Source organism: Peredibacter starrii, assembly GCF_034259205.1.
Classification (GTDB): domain Bacteria; phylum Bdellovibrionota; class Bacteriovoracia; order Bacteriovoracales; family Bacteriovoracaceae; genus Peredibacter; species Peredibacter starrii.
In genome coordinates, this window is the sequence record NZ_CP139487.1 from 1698182 (window position 1) to 1717153 (window position 18972).

Genomic DNA, 18972 nt, shown 5'->3' on the forward strand with positions numbered 1-18972 from the left:
GGCACGGCCAAAATTTAGGTGCAAAATCGCTTTGGCACTGAATGAAATCCATGAGTTCCGCAAAACGGCGCCATTGCGAAGTTTTTTGGAAGTGCTACGATATGGGCCATGAAAAATAAACCCTTCATCTTCACATTATTATCTGTACTGTGCTTCATTGAACCAGCAATTAAGGTGCTCTATTTCAGAGCAATCACCCAATTTGATTTTCTGGTGATTCTTGCCAACCTTAAAGCGAGAAATTCTTTCGTTGAGGTCTTTGACTTCTGGATCGTGTTTCCGTTAGCAGGTTTACTCATCATGCGACTTCGAAAGTGGACCTACTACGCTTTCATGTCGATTCTTGCATATATCGTTTACAACATCTTCACTTACGAGAAATACACCTGGCCCTATAACAGTGATACACCATTCATGTATAACTACATTGTGGCCCTTGGTGCATTTGCGGTCTTTGCTTACTTCCTTTCTCCTAAAGCACGTGAACCGTTCTTTGATCGCCGTGCGAGATTATGGGAGACCAAGACCCGTTATAAAGTACAAATTAGTTGTAAGTTAAAGAGCAGCTCTTTAACTTTCCCATCAAAAATTCTCAACATCTCTAAGACCGGGGCCTTTGTGCAGGATTCACCTTACATAAATGTAGGGGAAACGCTTGAAATGGAATTCAATTTTCTCGGGCACACTATGGAAGTGCCTGTGCAAATCATCCACAAGCACAATAGCCATAATAAGCAGGGATATGGGGTTGAGTTTAAGTTCAAAAACTTTGCTCAAAGTGTTCGCATGGGCAAGATGATTAACATCATCAAAAAGTCCCATGCTGACCTTGGAGCAACGCCTAAGATCGCCGCTTAAGGGCTACTGTAGTCTTTAATTGAATTTGGATCGACAGAAACAGGGACAGCAGTTGCAGACCATACTGTCTTCTTGTGTGATCCAACGATGATCTTCTTCGAATTGAATTGAACATCAATAAGTGCGTTGAAGTTTCCTTGAACCGCAAAGAAAGACATTCTCATAAGGGCCTCGTCCTGATCTTCGCAATTCTCAACATGATAGGGTTCTTCATTTCTTTTTAGTTTGCTCGTCATTTTACTTTGTTCTTTAGTGAAGAACAAAATTTCCTTCGCCTGTTCCATTGTGTGGTTATAGGCATCGAATGGCTCACGCACTTTATCTTCGAAGCACACTGGACAATAAGTAGGGTGAGTAAGTTCTTTTGGAACTTTCTTTAAGAATGAGAAGTGATCTTCACCCATAAACTGTGTACAGGACTTACAAGTGTTCTCGTGGCAGATACCACAGTTGTAGATTGCTTTCGGTTTACGACAGCTTTTGCAAAATTCATTTGTATTCATAAAAGTAAAATTACCATCAATCCTTTGTTTTGCGTGGAAATTTCCACCGGCCGTACCACTTTAAAGCACGTCGTCGTGTACCTGTAGCACTTAAACGCAACAAAACATCTCGTGTATTATTAGTAGTTTATATCAGTTTGGGGCCATTTTGGAACCGGCAAGTGTACACAATTGTGAATGGTTTGTGATGCCCCTACCTGAAACTTTCTTTACACATTTTTCGCGTTTGAATACTTTCCACTCCGCCAAGGCAAATGACATTAACGATTTTTGATAGCGATATTTAACAAACCAAAAAAAGGGAAAAAAAATGAAATCACTTCTTACTGTTGCTCTTCTAGTTGCTTCTGCTAACTCATTCGCATGGGGCCTTGAGTCTTACTACGGAAAGACTTCTATGGTTAACGGCCGTCACGCTTGTACTCTTACAAACAAGTCTGGCAAAGACCTTGATATCAAGCGCGTTGAATTCGTTCTTGACCGTCGTACAGGTGAAAACTCAGAAGTTATCGTTACTAAAACTGTTAACTCTGTAATCTACGCTGGCGAAACAATGACTGTTGTTTCTGACGCTGGTCACGAGCTTTCTGCTTACGTTTGTAAGTTCCTTGCTCGTCGTTAATTTTTAACCATAACTAAAACTTTTTAAATTTAAGGATAATAATATGAAATCTCTAGTTCTTTCAGTTGCTCTACTTGCTTCTGCTCAATCATTCGCTTTCGGTCTTGAGTCTCACTACGGAAAACTTTCTATGGTTGGTGGTAAGCACGCTTGTACTCTTACAAACAAAACTGGTGCTGATCTTGATATCAAGCGCGTTGAGTTCCAACTTGAGCGTCTTGCTGGCAAGAACCGTGAAGTAGTTTTCACAAAATCAGTTAACTCAGTAATCTACGCTGGCGAAACTATGACTGTTGTTTCTGACGCTGGTTGGAACTTCACTGGTTACGTTTGTAAATTTCTTGCTCGTTAATTTTTAACTTTTAATTTTAAGGACTAATACATGAAAGCTCTAATTGTTGCCGTTGCTCTAATCGCTTCTGCTCAATCATTCGCTGCTGGTTACGTGACTCAGTCATTCAGCAAAATCTTCTACGCTCCAACTGAAGCTGAGCTAGTTGAAAAAGTTGAAGCTGCAATCCCTTCAATCCAGGCCGGTGAAGATAAAGAACTTACACGTTCTATGGAGTTCCAAGCTTGTTCTCCAATTCACCCACGTCACATCAAAATTGGTAAACTTTTCATCAAGAAACGTTACACAACTGTTGATGGTGTACTAGTTCCTAACTACCGCGGTATGCTTATCGTTTCTCACAACCGCTGTTTCGAATCTAACCACTAAGATTTAGTGTTTAAATAGGAAGGTCCCTTCGGGGACCTTTTTTTTGTATGATGCAAGAAGATCATTTACCAAACATCGCTGAATACCTGAACTATCGAGAGTTCCTTCAGGATTTTTATCTTTCTAAGAAGAAGGTAAATGCTTCTTATTCTTATCGCGTTTTTGTTAATAAAGGTGAACTAGGTTCTCCTTCTCACTTAAAGATGGTGATCGACGGAAGTCGTAACCTCACTCTCAGCACAATCCCTAAATATGTTAAGGCCATCGGATTTAAGAAGAAGATGGAAACACAGTTGTTTGAGCTTTTGGTTCACTACAATCAGGAAAGTGATGCTGATCAAAAAATTACTTATTTCAACGAAATCATGAACCTCAAGAGGAAACAGGGTCTTTCTATGCTGGAGAAGCATCAGTTTGATCTACTGGCCCATTGGTTTCATGTTGCCATATATGTTCTGATTGATCTTTATGATTTTAAGGATGATCCAGAGTGGATCTCTGAACGGCTCCGTAAGAAGGTCACGGCCCGTCAGGTGCGGGAAACTCTGGATTCCCTTGAAACACTAAAGTTAATCGAGAAAGACGACATCAAAGGATATCGTCAGACTTCGGGTGCCCTTTCAACTGATGAAGATATTAAATCATTAGGGGCTTACCGATATCATCAAGACATGTTAGAACTCGCCCTGGATTCGCTTAAAAATGATTCACTGGATGTACGCGAGTTTAACGGTGTGACGATGAAAATCAGCAAAGATAAGCTGAGTGTTCTCAAAGATAAGATTCGTGCATTTAGAAAAGAGATCAATGAGCTTACCAGTAATATGGAAGGCACTGATCAAGTCTACCAGTTAAATATTCAACTCTTCCCACTCACTGAGGTGAAACAATGAAGAATTTAGCTTTTATCTTTTTGGCCCTAGTCTCTTTCCAAATTTGGGGAGGCGGTGGAGTTGACGTAGGTAACCACAGTCAGAAAAGTTTCAGAGGAACATTCCAGGTTCCAACATTTGAAACAGAAGAGGCGATGGTTTCTCACGTGCAGGGACTATTACCTTCGATTGAGAAGGGAACGAATAAAGAAGTTAAGAAACTAGTCTCTCAAGGAAAGTGTTCGAATAAAGTAACATTTGATGAATTAGAAGTGCTTGCTGCTTATGATTACAGCAATCTTCAGAAGAAGATGTTTCATCTTTCATCTGGTCTGGTAATCGTAAATCTTTACGACTGTAAGACGCCTTCAAAAATCACTAACGAAGCAGAGTTCTAGCCAACGACTCTCGTTCTCAAAGAGCGAGGGAGCTTTTCAATGTCCTGCGCCAGTTGACTGGCGTGGGCAGAATGAACGTCCATCACCAGATATCCGATCTCATCATCCGTAGACAAATACTGACCTTCAATGTTGGCACCGGCCTTAGAAATAATGGTGTTGATTTCCCCAAGTACACCAGGCTGGTTTTTGTGAACATTCAGAATACGTGACGTACCTTTTTTGACTGGTAGATCTACATTCGGAAAGTTTACCGCACCTGATGAGGAACCAATCTTTAAATAACGACGGAAGCTTTCCGCCACTTCAATACCGATGGCCTTCTGGGCCTCTTCCGTGCTTCCCCCGATATGCGGAGTAAGAATCACGTTTGATAGACCTTGAAGAGGGGACTGAAATTTTTCTTTGTTAGAGGCCGGCTCAATTGGAAATACGTCAATCGCACAACCGGCGATATGTTTCGATTTCAAAGCCGACACGAGATCATCGATCACTACCACCGTTCCACGGCTGGCATTGATTAAGAAACTTCCTTTCTTCATTAATGACAATTCTCTTTCACCGATCATATTCATTGTTTCTGGAATTTCCGGAACGTGAAGAGTTACGAAGTCCGAAACTTTGAGAAGATCATCCAGTGAAGTCATGGCACGGGCATTACCCAGTGGAAGTTTCTTGATGGTATCGAAGAAGACAACCTGAAGACCCATAGACTCGGCAAGAATACTCACCTGACTACCGATGTGGCCGTAACCCACGATACCCAGAGTTTTTCCACGCACTTCTTTTGAACCTTCCGCAGACTTTACCCATTCACCCGAGTGGGCCTTGGTATTCCGGTCACCCAATTGACGAGAGAGTGCGATCATTTCTGCGATCACTAGCTCCGCCACACTTCGCGTATTGGAGTGAGGAGCGTTGAAAACAGCGACACCTTTTTGACGGGCGCGCTCGAGTCTCACTTGGTTGGTGCCAATACAGAAACAGCCAATAGTGACAGTATTTTGACTGTGCTCCAGGACTTTATCTGTAATTTCAGTTTTTGAACGAATTCCAACTGCTGTGTACTGAGGAATTAGCTTGATGAGCTCGTCTTCAGTAGGTGCATGAGAGAGTAAATCCACCTGATAACCGTGGCTTTCCAGCATCTCTTTGGCGATAGGGTGGATGTTTTCTACTAATAGGATGCGATTGTTTGATTCGTTCATAGAATAAGTTTATTCAAAAAATATGCCTTTGGAACCGCTATTTGATTGATTTAAAGTGATTAATTGATCAAACTACTATTACACACATGGAGGTTTTATATGGAAAACATGGAAACTACGAAGACAAAATCTGCCCGTAAACCAAACGCTGCATTCATGAAGGCAATGACTCCTTCAGCTGAACTTGCTGACGTAATCGGTGCAAACCCTATCGCTCGTACTGAAGCTGTTAAACTAGTTTGGGATTATATCAAAGCTAACAATCTTCAAAACCCAGCAAACAAAAGAAACATCCTTGCTGACGCAAAACTAAGCAAAGTTTTCGGCAAAGACGAAGTTACTATGTTTGAACTAACTGGTCTTCTAGGCAAACACCTAAACTAATCAAGATCAAATTCAGATAGTGATTGGGGCCCGTTTTCGGGCCCTTTTTATTTTCTGCACATTGACGCCCGGGCCTTGACCCTTCATGCTTATCAACTAAGAATGAGAAAGCTCTCTGCGGTGAACGTTATTGTCGCCATAAATATTTTGGTTTTTTGTCTGTGGTATGTGATGCCCACTGAATTTATGTTTTATAACTTCCTTGTGAGTTACACCGGACTTACAGAAGGAAGAATTTGGACCCTCATCACTTCGGTCTTTTCGCATAACTCTTTCTTTCACATCTTTGTGAATATGTATGTGCTCTATGGATTCGGACAGGCCATGGAATCGGTCATGGGGACAAAGCGATTTGTGAGCTTCTATTTATTGGCGGGAATTCTCGCGTCGCTGACCCATAGTTTGGTGAGTGCTTATATTATTCATGATCCCGATCTGCCCGCCTTGGGTGCTTCCGGAGCTGTCGCCGGACTCATTCTTCTATTCTCGCTCTTATTTCCGAGAGAAAAAATCTTGCTGTTAGGGATCATTCCATTACCTGCGATCTTCGGAGCTCTGGTCTTTGTCGGTCTGGATATTTGGGGATTGGTATCGCAGGCGCGAGGAACAAGTATTCTTCCGATTGGCCATGGGGCCCATCTCGGTGGTGCTTTCACTGGTCTGATTTTCTATTTTTTTACCAAACGCAAAACGAGCATAGAGTAGATAGTCGGTTCGTCATTCTTCATGTTCTTTCCAGTTAGCAAGAGAATATCATTCCTCTAAACTTCCCTTGAAGATACTCATCTTAACAAGGAAGTTATGCATGAAAACATTTTATCTTATTTTGCTTAGTACGATCGTAGGTACGGCATACGCACAAGAGGAAACAAATGCGTGTTCTGCTACTGCCGATCAAAGTTTAGTCGCATGTAATTCGGCCGCTGATACGGCCAAAGAGACTGCTTATGCTGCCTGTGAGAACACCACAGAAAGAGACACTTGTCGTGCCGAGGCCGATACGAACTTGACCAATGCAAAGGTCCAGTGTGAGGCCCAGAATGCGGCCCAAAAAGCGGCCTGTGGTAAATTAGGTGAAGCTGTTTATGATCCACAAATTGATCCAGCTAATTACTCTTCAACAGTTTCGAATCCATATTTCCCACTGACTGCGGGGACAGTATGGACTTACTCCGGAACAACTGATGCCGGAAGTGTAACGGTGACGAGAGAAATCTCAGAGGAAACTAAAGACATTATGGGTGTTACTTGTACTGAGGTGAAAGAAACGGAAAAAGTTGGTGAAGACACAACTCGTGAAACGCTTGAATGGTATGCTCAGGACACTGAGGGGGCTGTGTGGTTATTCGGAAGAAACAATCAAGAACTAGATGGCGATCAAGTGACTAGCATTGATGGTTCATTTGTTGCCGGAGAAGAAGGTGCTAAGCCAGGTATCATCATGAAAGCAACTCCAGCAGTTAATGATGTTTACCGTCAGGAATATGTGATTCAGGAATCTGAAGGAGTAGGTGAAGTGTTAAGTATCACCGAAACTCTGAATGTTCCGGCCGGTAATTTTTCGAATGTGGTTAAAACAAATGATACGGACGCCATTACACCTGAAGATATTCAAAACACTTTTTATGCTCAAGGCGTAGGTCCGATTTCAAGAACGTCGGCCGATGGTACAGAGAAACTTGAATTGCAATCAGTGTCTCCAATGCCAGATGGAGGTACTACAGGTGGCACAACTGGTGGAACTACAGGTGGCACAACTGGTGGAACTACAGGTGGCACAACTGGCGGAACTACAGGTGGCACAACTGGCGGAACTACTGGTGGTACAACCGGTGGAACTACAGGTGGTACAACTGGTGGTACTGACGGTCAGGAGCTTCCTACACCACTAGCTTCTTTTTAATTCTCCAGTAGGCCAGTCCACAGAGGACTGCACTTTGAAGAATGAGAATGGAGCCGTTATATAATAAAGCATCTACTATCCCTTGATTCCAGAAGAGTGATTGCGCAAGCCTCACTCCATGGATCAAGGGAAAAAATTCTGCCACAACCCTTACCGGTGCCGCCATCTGAGAGATCGGAAAGAAAATTCCCGATAAGAAATACAGAGGAGCGATGATAAAAGAATACACAGTTTGAAACTGATTGATGTTATTCACGAGTGCAGTAGCCAGAAGTCCCATTGCCCCACATGGAAGCGCCACTAAGAATCCTACAATTGCGAGAGCAGGAATTAGCCAAGGATTGGCCATCATCCCAAAGAGAGCAAGAACAATGGCAACACCCACTGCCATGACAGCTCCTTTAAGGGCGACCCAAAGCATTTCTCCCATCACAACTTCAGGCACTCCGATGGGAGTTGTGAGCATCGCTTTGAAAACATTTTCATAAGTCATTCGCACGTAGAAGCCGTAACTACTTTCAAAGAACGAAGTAAAAAGAGCAGTCGCCACAGTCAGACCTGGGGCCAGAAATTGCATGTAACTCATGCCTTCGACGTTGGTTAAATAGGCACCAAGTCCAAGTCCCAGCGAAACCATGATGAGGGCCGGATCCGCCACGGTTGGAGAAATATTAGAAATCAAATCTTTCTTATAAACTGTCCAGTTACGGAGAGTAATATTAAAACAAAGCTTAAGTGATTCAAGCATCTGCGGATAGCTCCTGACCTGTTAATTTTAAGAACACGTCTTCCAGGTTACTAGGTCTAATTTGAAGGGGATTCAGTCCATGATCGGAGTGAAGGGAAGTCAGATCACTGAGAGCATTAGCACGAACATAAACACCCGACGCATCTTCATTAAAATGAAATGATTTCTGCTGAGAAAGATCCGCGAGTTTCATGCGATCTTCCAAACTGAAAATTCCCACAAAGCCCGGTGTGAATTTATGGATCATGTCCTTAGGGGTTCCTTCAGCAGAAACTTTTCCATGATTCATAATCACCAAGCGGTTACAAAGAACTTCCGCCTCATGCATGTAGTGAGTGGTCAGAACAATGGTTGTTCCTTGCTGATGAAGTTCTTTAACTTTTCCCCATAAAAGATGGCGCACGGCCGGATCTAGACCGGTTGTTGGTTCATCCAGGATTAACAGTTCTGGACGACCTAAGAGTGCTCTTACAAAAACCAAGCGTCTTTTCATCCCGCCCGAGAGAGTAAGAATCTTAGTGTCTTTTTTATGAGTGAGATTCATGTATTCAAGAAGATCTAAAACGCGCTTTTGACGTTCACTTCTAGGAACCCCGATGAAGGCACAGTAAATCATCATGTTTTCCATGACGGTTAAACTTTCATCGAGTGCGTTGTCCTGAGTGACAACACCCATGCGTTTTTTTATTTCGCGACTATTAGTTCGAGGATCATGGCCAAAAACTGAGAGTTCTCCTCCAGTTCGCTGAACCGTGCCATAAGTCATGCTGATGAAAGTGGATTTTCCGGCGCCATTCGGACCAAGTAGTCCAAAACATTCACCTTGTTTGATCGAAAGATCAAGGCCATTAACAGCGGTGAAATCACCGAAAGTTTTTACCAGGGATTTTGCAATAATCATTCTTAAAATGGTAATGAATTTGCTATCCTTTATCTATGAAAATCTTAGAAGAGCTCTATCACAGACATCTGTCCTGTACTGAGGGACATCCTGCCACATATATTCCTGAACTTGCGAAGGCAAATGTTAAGAACTTTGCCATTGTTATTGCGACTGTCGATGGTGAGATTTTTAAAGTTGGTGATCATGATGTTGAGTTCAGCATGCAATCAACTTCAAAGCCTTTTTCTTACGGCATGGTTCTGCAAGAAATGGGTCGAGACTTCGTGATGTCAAAGGTCGGAGTGGAGCCCACCGGAGAGGCCTTTAACTCGATTGTTGAATTAGAGAAAAACACGCACAAACCTTATAACCCCATGATTAATTCTGGTGCGATTGCCATCAGTAGCTATATCAAGGGTCAGAGCTTTGAAGGCCGAGTTCAAAGTATGACTAAGGCCTTTAGTCAGTTCGCGGGCCATGATCTCAGAATTGATGATGTGATCTTTGAATCAGAAAAAACCACTGCTCATCGAAATCGTTCCATTGCTCATCTTCTTCGTCACTTTGGTGTGATTGATGGGAAGATTGAAGAATCATTGGATCTTTATTTTAAACAGTGTTCTTTCATGGTGAATACCGTGGATTTGGCAGTGATGGCGAGTACTCTTGCGAATAAAGGAATTCATCCGAAGACCAAAGTTCGCGCCCTAAGTGAAGACTATACTGGGGACGTTCTTAGTCTCATGTTTACTTGTGGCATGTATGATACTTCCGGGAAATGGGCCTACTCGGTTGGAATTCCGGCCAAGAGTGGAGTAAGTGGCGCCATCTTTGGAGTCATTCCGGGCAAGATGGGAATTGCGGTCTATTCACCACCCATCAACGAACACGGACATTCCGTTCGCGGAATGAGGGTGTTCCAGGACCTCTCAAAAGAGCTAAATTTAAGTATCTTCCGTAAATAACCGATAAGAAAACGAGGGTTTTACCATGAAAAAATTCATCCTGTTCTCGACAATGGTTCTTTCATTACAAGCAACTGCAGGAATCTTTGAAGGCGAAGAATTACTTTCTGATCAAGTGGTGAGTGCGCAAAATTGTGTAGGTCACGCGGAAGAAGTTTCAATGGCCATGGGTGGGCATTCCCCCGTTGGTGAAGTCCCGGTAGATATTTATACTCTGGTGATTGAGCGCCAGATTGAAAAAGAAGTTTATAAAAAGAACCTCCTTTTGAAAAAGAAGGAAGGAACTTCCTATAAAGAAACCATCAATAAGTCTGAAGTTCTGACTTTTAAGAGTGAATTCAAAGGCAGTGATGCTGTAGCTCAAAGAGCGGCAAATCTCGCTGCTAAAGAAGCTTGTGAAGCACAACGTGCTAAGTTCTTCTCGCGCGACAATTCGGAAAGAGGTGTCGTAGAGAAGTCTGGTTCACAAAAAGCTGATCAGAAAAAAACATCAAGCGCACAAGCCCAGTAAAATGTCCCGTGCCCTTAATCTCTACTTTCGCCTTTCGGTGAAAGAATTAGAGCGCGTGATTGAAGACTACCAGGTCGAATTTGACCAGGCCCTGGAAGATACTTTCAGCGATGATGAACTTTTGAAGTATGAAACGATGATTGATTCCATCGCTGCACTCTACGTTCAACCCATCTCCAATGAATTAAGCTTCGATGATTTTTATGCTTATCCTTCTCAGGAAGAAAAGCAGCGACTCTTTTTTGAATCATGCCGAAGCTCCTTGGTATTAGAAAATCTTCCTTATTTTGAAAGTAATCCTATCCAGGTCACTTATCTCACGGATCTTTTGTGGAGCTTTGAAGAGGTTCTCATTGATCCAGGAGGCGTTTCCAATTTGATGTTTCGGAAAGATTATCTCGAAGAATTAAAGCGCTACAAGACCATGGATTCCTTGCTGACGGATAAGGTTGAGAAAGTGGTAGAGACGAAAAGCTCGGTTCCTGTGACGCCCATTGATTTTTTAGTGCTTGATGTTTACAAAGAACTAGATCGTCTCAAAGGATTTACTATTCCTGAAAACGATTTAGGCGAGAAGCCTCGCAGGATTTTTGAGGCCATGAAAAATGAAAGATTAGACAGTACGAGTCTTTTTCGAAAGTCGGGACTAATACCAAAAGATTTTGATGATGGACTTGAACGGTTAAAATTCTTTCTGAGAAAATTACAATGACGCCAAATGAACTAACAACCTTCCTTCACGAGCAAATCCCGCTAGCAAAAGCGCTGGATATCGAGATTATTAAGGCCACAGATTCCGAGGTCGAGGTCTTTGGACCTTTGTCTCCGAACCGTAATCACATGGGCACGGCCTTTGGCGGAAGTTTAAGTGCAGTGCTGATCTTGTCTTGTTACACCTGGCTATTTCACCGCCTGGATCAAGCAGGATTCAGTGCGCATGTACTCATCAAAGAAGGAAAGACTGATTATCTTCTTCCAGTTGAAGAGGATCTTAAGGCCGTTTGTCTTTCACCGGATGAATCGCAATTTGAGAAATTCATAGAGTCTTTCAGGCGTAAAGGTCTGGGTAGAATCACTTTGAAAGCCCATATTAAAAACTCCTGCGTTTTTGAAGGGGTGTTTGTGGCCCAAAAATCATCTGAGACGCGTCTGGGTTAATGGAAATTTCTAAAAGCATCACGAATATTTGAAGAGAACAATTCCGGTTGCTCCATGGCCGCAAAATGCCCACCACGTGGAATGTCCTGATAGTGAACTAAGTTGTAACCTCTGCGAGCAGTTTCGATACTTGGTCTTCCAAAGATGTGCTCCTTGGGATAAATCGCGATCGCAGTTGGTACTTCTATATATTTTGGATGAAGTTCCCAATTGAGTTCTGTTTGAAAGGCCCGAGAGTACCAAAAACTCGCTGCAATCCCGCCCTCATTCACCAGGTACAGCATGATATTGGTGAGAAGTCTTTCTTTCGTAATGGTGTTCTCAAGCTTCCCGCCATGATCAGACCAGGCCCAGAATTTTTCAGCAATCCAGGCCGCTGTTCCTATAGGGCTATCAGTTAAGGCCACTGCGGCCATCATCGGACGATTGCTTTGAATCCTTTGAAAATCAAAAGCAGGCCCGTTTAAATATGTTTCATATTCTTTGATCCAGGCGGTTTCATCTTCGGTTTGATCAGTACTTGGTATGTTAAACCAAAGGGGAAGATTTAAGTGGATCGCCTTTACATTCTCTGGGAACTGCTCAGCAAGTTGAACCGCAACTAATGAGCCGATGTCTCCACCTTGGGCCACATAATGTTCATGCCCCAATATTTCAGTCACAAGCTTATTAAAAATCTTGGCCGTTGTTTTGGCCTGGATAGGTTTTTTTGGCATAGAAGAAAAACCAAAACCCGGAAGCGAAGGAATGATCACGGTGAAGGAATCTTCTGCTTTTCCTCCATGTTTTGAAGGTTCAGTCAGATAAGAAATGCAGTCAATGAATTCCACTACCGAACCTTGTGAGGCATGAGTAAGAAGTAGGGGAAGAGGATTAGGACCTTCACCTTGCACATAATAGAAATGAATCTGATAGTCATCCACCTGGGCCATATACTGGGGATACTCATTTAAACGCTGCTCTTCTTCTCGCCAATCGTACTCCGTCAGCCAGTAATGCCGAAATTCCTCCAACCAAGCGATGTCCGCACCGGTTTCCCAGTTGGATGTGGCCTCTTCTGAAGGCGGCATTTGCTTAGGAAGTTTGGCATTCATGACTCGGGCGGTGATTTCATCGAGTCTTGCGTCCGAAATATGGATTTTGAAATCTTCAATTAGATCGGGCCTTGCGAAAAAGGGTCCGCGGGCACCAAGTTCTTTTTTATCGAATGAAAAATAATTGAAAGTATTGTCCATATAGTTTTCTCCTCAGCTCATTTAAATCGGCTTTGCTGAGAGAGAAAAGCTGTCTTGAATCAAGAGCAGATTACTTTTTAAAAATATGGCGTGAGTCTAGGTGTCAAAAAGTCCAGAAACTTTCTGATTCTGATAGGTACTTCTTTTTGATGCGGGATTAGAATTTGAAGCGGTTTACCTTCCAATTTCCATTCTTTAAAAACAGTAATAAGTTCTCCCTTCATAATATGATCTTTGACTAAAAATGAAGGAATCAATGCGAAACCTCCACCTTTTAAGACCATATGCTTAATGAGGAGAAAGTTATTAGAAGTGAGATGGGGTTTTACTTTAAGAGTTTTGGTTTCCTTTCCTTTTGTGACCTTAACGCTGGAATGAGGAAGTTTGAAATCTTCGTAAGTAATTAAATTCATCTTCTCCAGATCTTCCAGACGACGAGGCAGATGCTTCTGATAAAGTTCTGGTGACATCACTAATTCCATGTCCACCGTACCAATTTTTTTTTGGATGAGAGTACTATCTTTGGCCTTGCCAATTCTTACCGCCACATCGATCTGATCTTTTACCATGTCGACGATGACGTTGCTGGCGTGAATTTTAATTTGGGTCTTTGGATAGAGTTCCAAAAACTCCTGGCAGATAGGACCTAATAGTTCGGCCGCCACATCTTCAGGAGCTGTGATTTTTATCATTCCTGCCACTTCGTTGGTGTCTGATACCACCATCTCTAGCGAGGTCTTGAGTTCATTTAATAATGGGGAGAGTTGATTATAAAGTAACTGACCTGAGTGAGTCAGTTCAAAGGAGCGAGTGGTGCGATAAATAAGCTGCACGCCCATTTCTTTTTCTAATGAGGAGATGGTGCGGCTAATACGGGACTTAGGTTGTTTGAGATTTTGTGCCGCCTTAGTGAAACTTTTTGCGACTGCAAGCTCTCGGAAAATCCGTAATTTATTTAAATCCAGCTCATCCAGCATAACATACCTTTGTTGCATATATTGCAACACTGTAATGCGATTATGTCTACTTTTTGTAACAACGGATCAGTGAGATTATGGATTCATCAAGGAGACCATATGAAAGCATATAATGGAACTATCATGGTAACGGGGGCCTCTGGCCATTTAGGTCAGTTGGTTCTGGATGAACTACTTTCAAAGTATAAAGGCAAAGTCATTGCTGGTTCACGCCATGTTGAGAAGCTACAGAAGTTTAAGAATCAGGGGGCCGAAGTCCGTAAGGTCGATTTCAATCAACCAGAGGAGTTGGAGCAATCATTTGAAAATGTTGATAAACTTTTTATCATCAGTACCGATTCTCTGGCCGTTCCTGGTGAAAGATTGCGCCAGCATTTAGCAGCAGTGAAAGCGGCCAAGGCAGCGGGTGTTAAGCACATTGTTTATACTTCTTTAAACAATCCGGACAAGGTTAAGATCTTTTTTGGTCCAGATCATAAAGGATCCGAGGACGCTATCCTGGCATCAGGCCTTGAGTACACCATTCTAAGAAATAATTGGTACATGCAAAACCTGGATGCGGGTCTGAAACATGCCTTGGAATCAGGTTCCTTAGTGACTTCTACCGGAGCGGGAAAAGTGGGATTTATCTCCCGTGAAGATTGTGCGGCTGTTGCAGTTGCGGCCCTAATGAATGGCGACTTCCAACACTCGATTCTAGATGTGACAAATGAAGAGACCGTCAGCTATCCGGAAATTGCACAGATGCTTAAAATTAAGTTCATCGATGTATCCAAAGCCGAAATCGAAAAGGCCTATGCCGGAATGGGACTTCCACCGTTTGTGGTTGATCTCTTTGCCACTTACGAAGAATCAGTGAAAGAGCAGCAGTTAAATATCAAAAATAATATTGTGAGAGAGCTGACAGGCAAGGCGCCCACAACTCTTCAAGATTATTTAAAGGCCCTAAAATGATAACAAATCAAAAAGAAGATTTAGCGAAATTGTTCTTACGTTTTGTTGTTGGTGGGCTCATGCTTTTCCATGGAGTGCATAAACTGATTCATGGTTATGGTCATGTGGGAGGGATGCTGAATCAAGCGGGCCTTCCGGAATTTATCCAGCACGGTGTTTTAGTGGGAGAGATAGTTGCTCCACTTTTACTCATTGTGGGTTATAAAACTCGCTATTCAGCAATCCTCATTATTTTCACCATGCTGGTGGCAGTAGGACTGGCGTATCATGAAAATATCTTCACCCTGAATCAATACGGGGGTTGGATGATTGAACTTCATGTATTTTTTATTGTTTCCTCTCTGGCCATTATTCTTCTTGGTGCAGGTAAGTATTCTTTTGAATCTAGTGGAGTAAAATAAGCGGACTTTAACGGGGATGTCATTCAAAGACTTCTCCGTTATAATTTTCCCCTTAAGGGGAATTTATGCCACTACTACAATCTCAAGTTGCTCAAGACATTATCGCTCATGGTATTTCTCTCGGTGCAGATTTCGTTGATATCTTCATCGAGAGGACCCATTCAGAAAATATGGTCTTCAAAAATTCTCGTGCTGAAGACACTCAGTCGGGAACTCTTTTTGGAATTGGTATTCGTTTGATTTATGGCCAGCAGGCCCTCTATGGTTATACAAATTCAACTGATCGCGAAGAACTTCTTCGTATCACCAAACTTCTGGCCTCAAGAATTAATAAGGCCGGAAAGTCAGTAACTGTTAATTTTGAAAATCTCAATTACCCGAAGATTCCTACCATTCAGGACCAGGAAGTAGATGCTAAATACAAGCTCGCTTACTTGAAGAAAACGGATGATGCTCTAAGAGCTGATCCGAAGGTCGCTCAGGTCATGTTGAACTTTATTAAAAAGAAACAGTTCATTGAGGTCTACAACTCTGATGGTCTTTATGCCTCGGAAGAAAGACCCTATATCCGTTTATTCCATCAGCTTGTGATGAAAGATGGCAATCTTCAAACTGAGGCCTTCCACGGTCCGGGCGCCATTGGCGGGTGGGAATTCATGGAAAAACTTAATCGTGAAGAAGTGGTGGACACACTTTTAAAACAGGCCAATACCACTCTATACGCTGGTGCTTGTCCCGCGGGAAAAATGCCAGTGGTGATCGATAATGGATTCGGTGGAGTTATTTTCCACGAGGCCTGCGGACACTTGCTTGAGACAACATCAGTTGAAAAGAAGGCGAGTGTGTTCTGGGACAAAATGGGAGAGCAGATCGCCCATAGCGCTTTATCGGCAGTCGATGATGGGACAATTGCTGGGGCATGGGGATCACTTTCAATTGATGATGAAGGGATGCCGACTCAGAAAACCCAGTTAATTGAAAATGGAGTCTTAAAGCGTTTCATTGCTGACCGCATGGGCGAAATCAAAACGGGCCACAAGCGCACAGGTTCTGCTCGTAGACAGTCTTACAAGTTTGCACCCGCTTCTCGCATGAGAAACACTTATATTGAACAAGGTCCTCATGAATTAGCAGACATCATCGGAAGTGTTCCTAATGGACTCTACGCTAAGAAAATGGGTGGCGGTTCGGTGAACCCGGCCACTGGTCAGTTTAACTTTGCGGTTCAAGAGGCCTATCTCATTAAGGACGGAAAAATTACGACTCCAGTTCGTGGGGCCACGCTAATTGGAACGGGCCCGGATATTATGGCGAAAATTTCGATGGTCGGAAAAGACCTGGAACTCATGGCCGGAATGTGCGGTTCGGTGAGTGGTAGTATCCCAACGACTGTCGGACAACCTCCAGTCAAAGTTGATGAAATTCTCGTGGGAGGTGAAGCATGAAAAAGATCATGGAAAGAGTGATTAACCAAATCACGGATCATAAAGCAGAAGCGGACCTGATTTACTCTACTTCAAAAGCACTTTCAATGAGTGCTCAGAATGGTGAAATCTCTTCTTATAAAGTATCTAGTTCTGAAATTCTTGGAGTAAGGGTCATTAAAGATGGCCGCGTGGGGATCTCTTATACTGAGGCCCTGGATGAAGAGTCGCTACAATTTATGATTAAGCATGCTCTTCAAAATGCTGAGATCAGTGAGCCGAATCCCAATGAGAGAATCATGGAGCTTACGGGACATCTTGCCGATGAGGAAAGTCATCCTGAGCCGGAAGTTGATATTGCTCTTAAAACCAAAAAGGCATTGGAACTAGAGTCAGTTGTAAAGATGATGGATCAGAGAGTTGTTTCTGTTCCACATAACGGTTTTTCGGAAAACGAATACAAATCCCTTTATCTTAGTTCTAGAGGTCGTTCGACTTCTTATTTGGACAAGAGTTATTCCATTAGCTCCTCGGCCCTCTTAGATGAGAAAGGGAAGAAGGCGATATTTTATGATTTCAATCTAGCCAAGACCTTTGAAGAACTTCAATGGAACAAGGTCATTGAGACATCACTCTTCCATGCACGGAATCTTTTAGAAGAAGAAACTCTTCCAAGTGGAAAGTATGAAGTGAAATTCACAGAGGATTGTTTGAAGCAGCTTCTGGATTGCTTTTCAAACTTCTATTCCGGCAAGTCGGCCATGGATAAAATGAATCCTTGGGATCAGAAGCTAGGTGCAGAAGTGATGTCGAAGGACATTACGATTGTTGATCACCCGACCTATGAGCATTCATTCAGGACATCGCTTTTTGACAGTGAAGGAGTGGAGAGAAAACCACTCACCTTGGTTAAAGATGGTGTGCTTCAAAGTTTCTATCATAATTCAATGACCGCTAATCATTTCAAGACCAAAACTACTGGACACGCTTCTCGAAGTGCAGGTAGTTCATTAGGCATCGCTGGAAATGATCTTCTGGTCATGGGTAAAAATAAAAAAGAACTTCCTCAGCGCTATCTTGAAGTTATTCAGATGGATGGTCTTTATTCTGGTGCCAATCGTGTGAAGGGGACTTTCTCTGTTGCCATCAAAGGTTACGTTTGGGAATACGGTGAAAGAACTAAGACCTTCGGCAATATTACTCTTTCTGGAAATCTCATGGAGATGTTCATGAACGTTGATGTTGTAGGAGAAGGGCTTGAAGCATCTAGGGACCATTCGTTTTTTAGCGTGCCATTAATCTTCCACAATCTATCAATTGCAGGCGCATAAACCACCGGGAATGACGAATTAAACCTCTGTCATTCCCATAGGTTGGACTTTAATTGTTACTTTAATCTTGACAATAATACAGGTCGAACCCATCATATGGTTAGGGCCTGTGGCCCTCACAAAAGGGTGGTTATGAACAAGTCTCTCTCGATTCTCACCATTGGTTCTCTCCTTTATTTTGCAAGCGGTTGCTCTCAGAGTCCTGCTCAACTTCAAAAAGCTCTGGAGGATAATCCAGAAATTCTGGTGAATGCGATTAAAAAGAATCCTGAGAAGATCATGGCGGCCCTGCAAGTGGCGGCCCAGGAATCGGCCCGAAACGCGCAAGAAGTAGCGGCGAAAGAACAAGAGGCGAAGTTTGAAGCTGAGTTCAAAAATCCTCTGAAGCCAGAGTTAGGAACCAGAGAATCGTTGGGTGTTGTGAATGCTCCCATCACGATTGTGGAATACACAGATTTCCAGTGTCCTTTCTGCGCTCGAGGCTACCAAACCATGGAGCAAGTGAGAAAGACTTATGGAGATAAAGTTCGCTTAGTCGTGAAGAATCTTCCTCTTTCAAATCATCCCATGGCGATGCCGGCAGCGGAAAGATTTGAAGCGTTGATGCTTGTGAAACCAGATCAAGCTTGGGCCTTTTATCACGAGATCTTTGCTCACCAGGATCAACTCAATGGTGGCGGAGAAAAGTATCTGGACTCTGTGGTTAAAAAAGTTGGTGCGGATCTAGCAAAAGTAAAAACTCTGATGGCCTCTGAAAAGGTGCAGTCACTCATCAGAAAAGATATGGAAGAAGCGGAGAAGTTTTCTATTCAGGGTACGCCGGGCTTTATTGTGGCCGGAGTATCGGTAAGAGGAGCTTATCCGTTTGAGACCTTTAAACAAATTATTGATCGTAAATTAAGTGAAATGGAGTAAG

At 42.8% G+C, this 18972-nt stretch carries 24 protein-coding genes; 18 read left to right on the forward strand and 6 right to left on the reverse strand.

What is annotated here, in order from left to right; translation table 11 throughout:
- Positions 1-108 precede the first annotated feature (108 nt).
- Positions 109-858, forward strand: coding sequence for a PilZ domain-containing protein (locus SOO65_RS08535; RefSeq protein ID WP_321399351.1), 750 nt, complete (start codon positions 109-111; stop codon positions 856-858).
- On the opposite strand, the gene SOO65_RS08540 is transcribed toward SOO65_RS08535, so the two are convergent.
- Entirely contained in the window at positions 855-1361 is a 507-nt protein-coding gene (locus SOO65_RS08540) for a hypothetical protein (protein ID WP_321399353.1), read from the reverse strand. The genes SOO65_RS08535 and SOO65_RS08540 overlap by 4 nt on opposite strands.
- A 310-nt stretch (positions 1362-1671) precedes the next feature.
- Between SOO65_RS08540 and SOO65_RS08545 the strand changes: the two genes are divergently transcribed.
- The 5 genes from SOO65_RS08545 to SOO65_RS08565 are packed head-to-tail and all read left to right on the forward strand — an operon-like array spanning position 1672 to position 3974.
- Entirely contained in the window at positions 1672-1983 is a 312-nt protein-coding gene (locus SOO65_RS08545) for a hypothetical protein (protein ID WP_321399356.1), read from the forward strand.
- Positions 1984-2026: 43 nt separating this feature from the next.
- Positions 2027-2335: a hypothetical protein gene (locus SOO65_RS08550; protein WP_321399358.1), complete on the forward strand. Its 309-nt coding sequence runs from the start codon at positions 2027-2029 to the stop codon at positions 2333-2335.
- A 30-nt stretch (positions 2336-2365) separates the two neighbouring features.
- Positions 2366-2704, forward strand: a complete 339-nt coding sequence (locus tag SOO65_RS08555) for a hypothetical protein (protein WP_321399360.1) — start codon at positions 2366-2368, stop codon at positions 2702-2704.
- Positions 2705-2751: 47 nt separating this feature from the next.
- Positions 2752-3597, forward strand: coding sequence for a TIGR02147 family protein (locus SOO65_RS08560; protein WP_321399363.1), 846 nt, complete (start codon positions 2752-2754; stop codon positions 3595-3597).
- Positions 3594-3974 (forward strand): hypothetical protein, encoded by a 381-nt coding sequence (locus SOO65_RS08565; protein WP_321399365.1) that lies wholly within the window; start codon positions 3594-3596, stop codon positions 3972-3974. Before SOO65_RS08560 ends, SOO65_RS08565 begins: the two co-directional genes overlap by 4 nt.
- Here SOO65_RS08565 and serA read toward each other — a convergent pair.
- Positions 3971-5182, reverse strand: coding sequence for a phosphoglycerate dehydrogenase (serA, locus tag SOO65_RS08570; RefSeq protein ID WP_321399366.1), 1212 nt, complete (start codon positions 5180-5182; stop codon positions 3971-3973). The two genes, SOO65_RS08565 and serA, sit on opposite strands and share 4 nt — an antisense overlap.
- Before the next feature lie 108 nt (positions 5183-5290).
- Here serA and SOO65_RS08575 point away from each other — a divergent pair, with 108 nt between their 5' ends.
- The 3 genes from SOO65_RS08575 to SOO65_RS08585 all read left to right on the forward strand — a co-directional run bounded on the left by SOO65_RS08575 (position 5291) and on the right by SOO65_RS08585 (position 7469).
- Positions 5291-5566 (forward strand): SWIB/MDM2 domain-containing protein, encoded by a 276-nt coding sequence (locus SOO65_RS08575; protein ID WP_407677007.1) that lies wholly within the window; start codon positions 5291-5293, stop codon positions 5564-5566.
- A gap of 102 nt (positions 5567-5668) precedes the next feature.
- The gene (locus tag SOO65_RS08580) at positions 5669-6271 is read left to right on the forward strand and encodes a rhomboid family intramembrane serine protease (RefSeq protein WP_321399369.1); all 603 of its coding nucleotides are present in this window, start codon (positions 5669-5671) and stop codon (positions 6269-6271) included.
- A 100-nt stretch (positions 6272-6371) separates the two neighbouring features.
- Complete coding sequence (locus tag SOO65_RS08585) at positions 6372-7469, forward strand: hypothetical protein (protein WP_321399371.1); 1098 nt, start codon at positions 6372-6374, stop codon at positions 7467-7469.
- On the opposite strand, the gene SOO65_RS08590 is transcribed toward SOO65_RS08585, so the two are convergent.
- Entirely contained in the window at positions 7447-8217 is a 771-nt protein-coding gene (locus SOO65_RS08590) for an ABC transporter permease (protein WP_321399373.1), read from the reverse strand. The two genes, SOO65_RS08585 and SOO65_RS08590, sit on opposite strands and share 23 nt — an antisense overlap.
- Positions 8210-9118 (reverse strand): ABC transporter ATP-binding protein, encoded by a 909-nt coding sequence (locus tag SOO65_RS08595; protein WP_321399375.1) that lies wholly within the window; start codon positions 9116-9118, stop codon positions 8210-8212. Before SOO65_RS08595 ends, SOO65_RS08590 begins: the two co-directional genes overlap by 8 nt.
- A gap of 35 nt (positions 9119-9153) precedes the next feature.
- Here SOO65_RS08595 and glsA point away from each other — a divergent pair, with 35 nt between their 5' ends.
- Genes glsA through SOO65_RS08615 form a run of 4 tightly spaced genes read left to right on the forward strand, consistent with a single transcriptional unit; the run spans position 9154 to position 11734 of the window.
- The gene (glsA, locus tag SOO65_RS08600) at positions 9154-10065 is read left to right on the forward strand and encodes a glutaminase A (protein ID WP_321399377.1); all 912 of its coding nucleotides are present in this window, start codon (positions 9154-9156) and stop codon (positions 10063-10065) included.
- Between the two features lie 25 nt (positions 10066-10090).
- Entirely contained in the window at positions 10091-10576 is a 486-nt protein-coding gene (locus tag SOO65_RS08605; RefSeq protein ID WP_321399379.1) for a hypothetical protein, read from the forward strand.
- A gap of 1 nt (position 10577) precedes the next feature.
- Positions 10578-11288 (forward strand): hypothetical protein, encoded by a 711-nt coding sequence (locus SOO65_RS08610; RefSeq protein WP_321399381.1) that lies wholly within the window; start codon positions 10578-10580, stop codon positions 11286-11288.
- Positions 11285-11734 carry a YiiD C-terminal domain-containing protein gene (locus SOO65_RS08615; protein ID WP_321399383.1) on the forward strand — a complete coding sequence of 150 codons (450 nt, stop codon included), beginning with the start codon at positions 11285-11287 and terminating at the stop codon, positions 11732-11734. The genes SOO65_RS08610 and SOO65_RS08615 overlap by 4 nt, the downstream gene beginning before the upstream one ends.
- Here SOO65_RS08615 and SOO65_RS08620 read toward each other — a convergent pair.
- Entirely contained in the window at positions 11731-12969 is a 1239-nt protein-coding gene (locus tag SOO65_RS08620; RefSeq protein WP_321399385.1) for an epoxide hydrolase family protein, read from the reverse strand. The genes SOO65_RS08615 and SOO65_RS08620 overlap by 4 nt on opposite strands.
- Before the next feature lie 77 nt (positions 12970-13046).
- Complete coding sequence (locus tag SOO65_RS08625; protein WP_321399387.1) at positions 13047-13964, reverse strand: LysR family transcriptional regulator; 918 nt, start codon at positions 13962-13964, stop codon at positions 13047-13049.
- A gap of 81 nt (positions 13965-14045) precedes the next feature.
- Here SOO65_RS08625 and SOO65_RS08630 point away from each other — a divergent pair, with 81 nt between their 5' ends.
- From SOO65_RS08630 to SOO65_RS08650, 5 genes are all read left to right on the forward strand, one after another.
- Positions 14046-14900, forward strand: a complete 855-nt coding sequence (locus SOO65_RS08630; RefSeq protein WP_321399389.1) for an SDR family oxidoreductase — start codon at positions 14046-14048, stop codon at positions 14898-14900.
- The gene (locus SOO65_RS08635) at positions 14897-15301 is read left to right on the forward strand and encodes a DoxX family protein (RefSeq protein WP_321399391.1); all 405 of its coding nucleotides are present in this window, start codon (positions 14897-14899) and stop codon (positions 15299-15301) included. Before SOO65_RS08630 ends, SOO65_RS08635 begins: the two co-directional genes overlap by 4 nt.
- A gap of 65 nt (positions 15302-15366) precedes the next feature.
- Positions 15367-16746 carry a TldD/PmbA family protein gene (locus tag SOO65_RS08640; protein WP_321399396.1) on the forward strand — a complete coding sequence of 460 codons (1380 nt, stop codon included), beginning with the start codon at positions 15367-15369 and terminating at the stop codon, positions 16744-16746.
- The gene (locus tag SOO65_RS08645) at positions 16743-18056 is read left to right on the forward strand and encodes a TldD/PmbA family protein (RefSeq protein WP_321399398.1); all 1314 of its coding nucleotides are present in this window, start codon (positions 16743-16745) and stop codon (positions 18054-18056) included. The genes SOO65_RS08640 and SOO65_RS08645 overlap by 4 nt, the downstream gene beginning before the upstream one ends.
- A 132-nt stretch (positions 18057-18188) precedes the next feature.
- Positions 18189-18971, forward strand: coding sequence for a DsbA family protein (locus SOO65_RS08650; RefSeq protein WP_321399400.1), 783 nt, complete (start codon positions 18189-18191; stop codon positions 18969-18971).
- The last annotated feature ends 1 nt before the right edge of the window (position 18972 follow it).

Coding starts and splice junctions, on each gene's coding strand:
- SOO65_RS08590 (WP_321399373.1), bottom strand. CDS start 8,217: ATGCTTGAATCACTTAAGCTTTGTTTTAATATTACTCTCCGTAACTGG.
- SOO65_RS08650 (WP_321399400.1), top strand. CDS start 18,189: ATGAACAAGTCTCTCTCGATTCTCACCATTGGTTCTCTCCTTTATTTT.
- SOO65_RS08630 (WP_321399389.1), top strand. CDS start 14,046: ATGAAAGCATATAATGGAACTATCATGGTAACGGGGGCCTCTGGCCAT.
- SOO65_RS08565 (WP_321399365.1), top strand. CDS start 3,594: ATGAAGAATTTAGCTTTTATCTTTTTGGCCCTAGTCTCTTTCCAAATT.
- SOO65_RS08550 (WP_321399358.1), top strand. CDS start 2,027: ATGAAATCTCTAGTTCTTTCAGTTGCTCTACTTGCTTCTGCTCAATCA.
- SOO65_RS08545 (WP_321399356.1), top strand. CDS start 1,672: ATGAAATCACTTCTTACTGTTGCTCTTCTAGTTGCTTCTGCTAACTCA.
- SOO65_RS08620 (WP_321399385.1), bottom strand. CDS start 12,969: ATGGACAATACTTTCAATTATTTTTCATTCGATAAAAAAGAACTTGGT.
- SOO65_RS08535 (WP_321399351.1), top strand. CDS start 109: ATGAAAAATAAACCCTTCATCTTCACATTATTATCTGTACTGTGCTTC.
- glsA (WP_321399377.1), top strand. CDS start 9,154: ATGAAAATCTTAGAAGAGCTCTATCACAGACATCTGTCCTGTACTGAG.
- SOO65_RS08555 (WP_321399360.1), top strand. CDS start 2,366: ATGAAAGCTCTAATTGTTGCCGTTGCTCTAATCGCTTCTGCTCAATCA.
- SOO65_RS08560 (WP_321399363.1), top strand. CDS start 2,752: ATGATGCAAGAAGATCATTTACCAAACATCGCTGAATACCTGAACTAT.
- serA (WP_321399366.1), bottom strand. CDS start 5,182: ATGAACGAATCAAACAATCGCATCCTATTAGTAGAAAACATCCACCCT.
- SOO65_RS08575 (WP_407677007.1), top strand. CDS start 5,291: ATGGAAACTACGAAGACAAAATCTGCCCGTAAACCAAACGCTGCATTC.
- SOO65_RS08625 (WP_321399387.1), bottom strand. CDS start 13,964: ATGCAACAAAGGTATGTTATGCTGGATGAGCTGGATTTAAATAAATTA.
- SOO65_RS08605 (WP_321399379.1), top strand. CDS start 10,091: ATGAAAAAATTCATCCTGTTCTCGACAATGGTTCTTTCATTACAAGCA.
- SOO65_RS08615 (WP_321399383.1), top strand. CDS start 11,285: ATGACGCCAAATGAACTAACAACCTTCCTTCACGAGCAAATCCCGCTA.
- SOO65_RS08610 (WP_321399381.1), top strand. CDS start 10,578: ATGTCCCGTGCCCTTAATCTCTACTTTCGCCTTTCGGTGAAAGAATTA.
- SOO65_RS08640 (WP_321399396.1), top strand. CDS start 15,367: ATGCCACTACTACAATCTCAAGTTGCTCAAGACATTATCGCTCATGGT.
- SOO65_RS08635 (WP_321399391.1), top strand. CDS start 14,897: ATGATAACAAATCAAAAAGAAGATTTAGCGAAATTGTTCTTACGTTTT.
- SOO65_RS08645 (WP_321399398.1), top strand. CDS start 16,743: ATGAAAAAGATCATGGAAAGAGTGATTAACCAAATCACGGATCATAAA.
- SOO65_RS08540 (WP_321399353.1), bottom strand. CDS start 1,361: ATGAATACAAATGAATTTTGCAAAAGCTGTCGTAAACCGAAAGCAATC.
- SOO65_RS08585 (WP_321399371.1), top strand. CDS start 6,372: ATGAAAACATTTTATCTTATTTTGCTTAGTACGATCGTAGGTACGGCA.
- SOO65_RS08580 (WP_321399369.1), top strand. CDS start 5,669: ATGAGAAAGCTCTCTGCGGTGAACGTTATTGTCGCCATAAATATTTTG.
- SOO65_RS08595 (WP_321399375.1), bottom strand. CDS start 9,118: ATGATTATTGCAAAATCCCTGGTAAAAACTTTCGGTGATTTCACCGCT.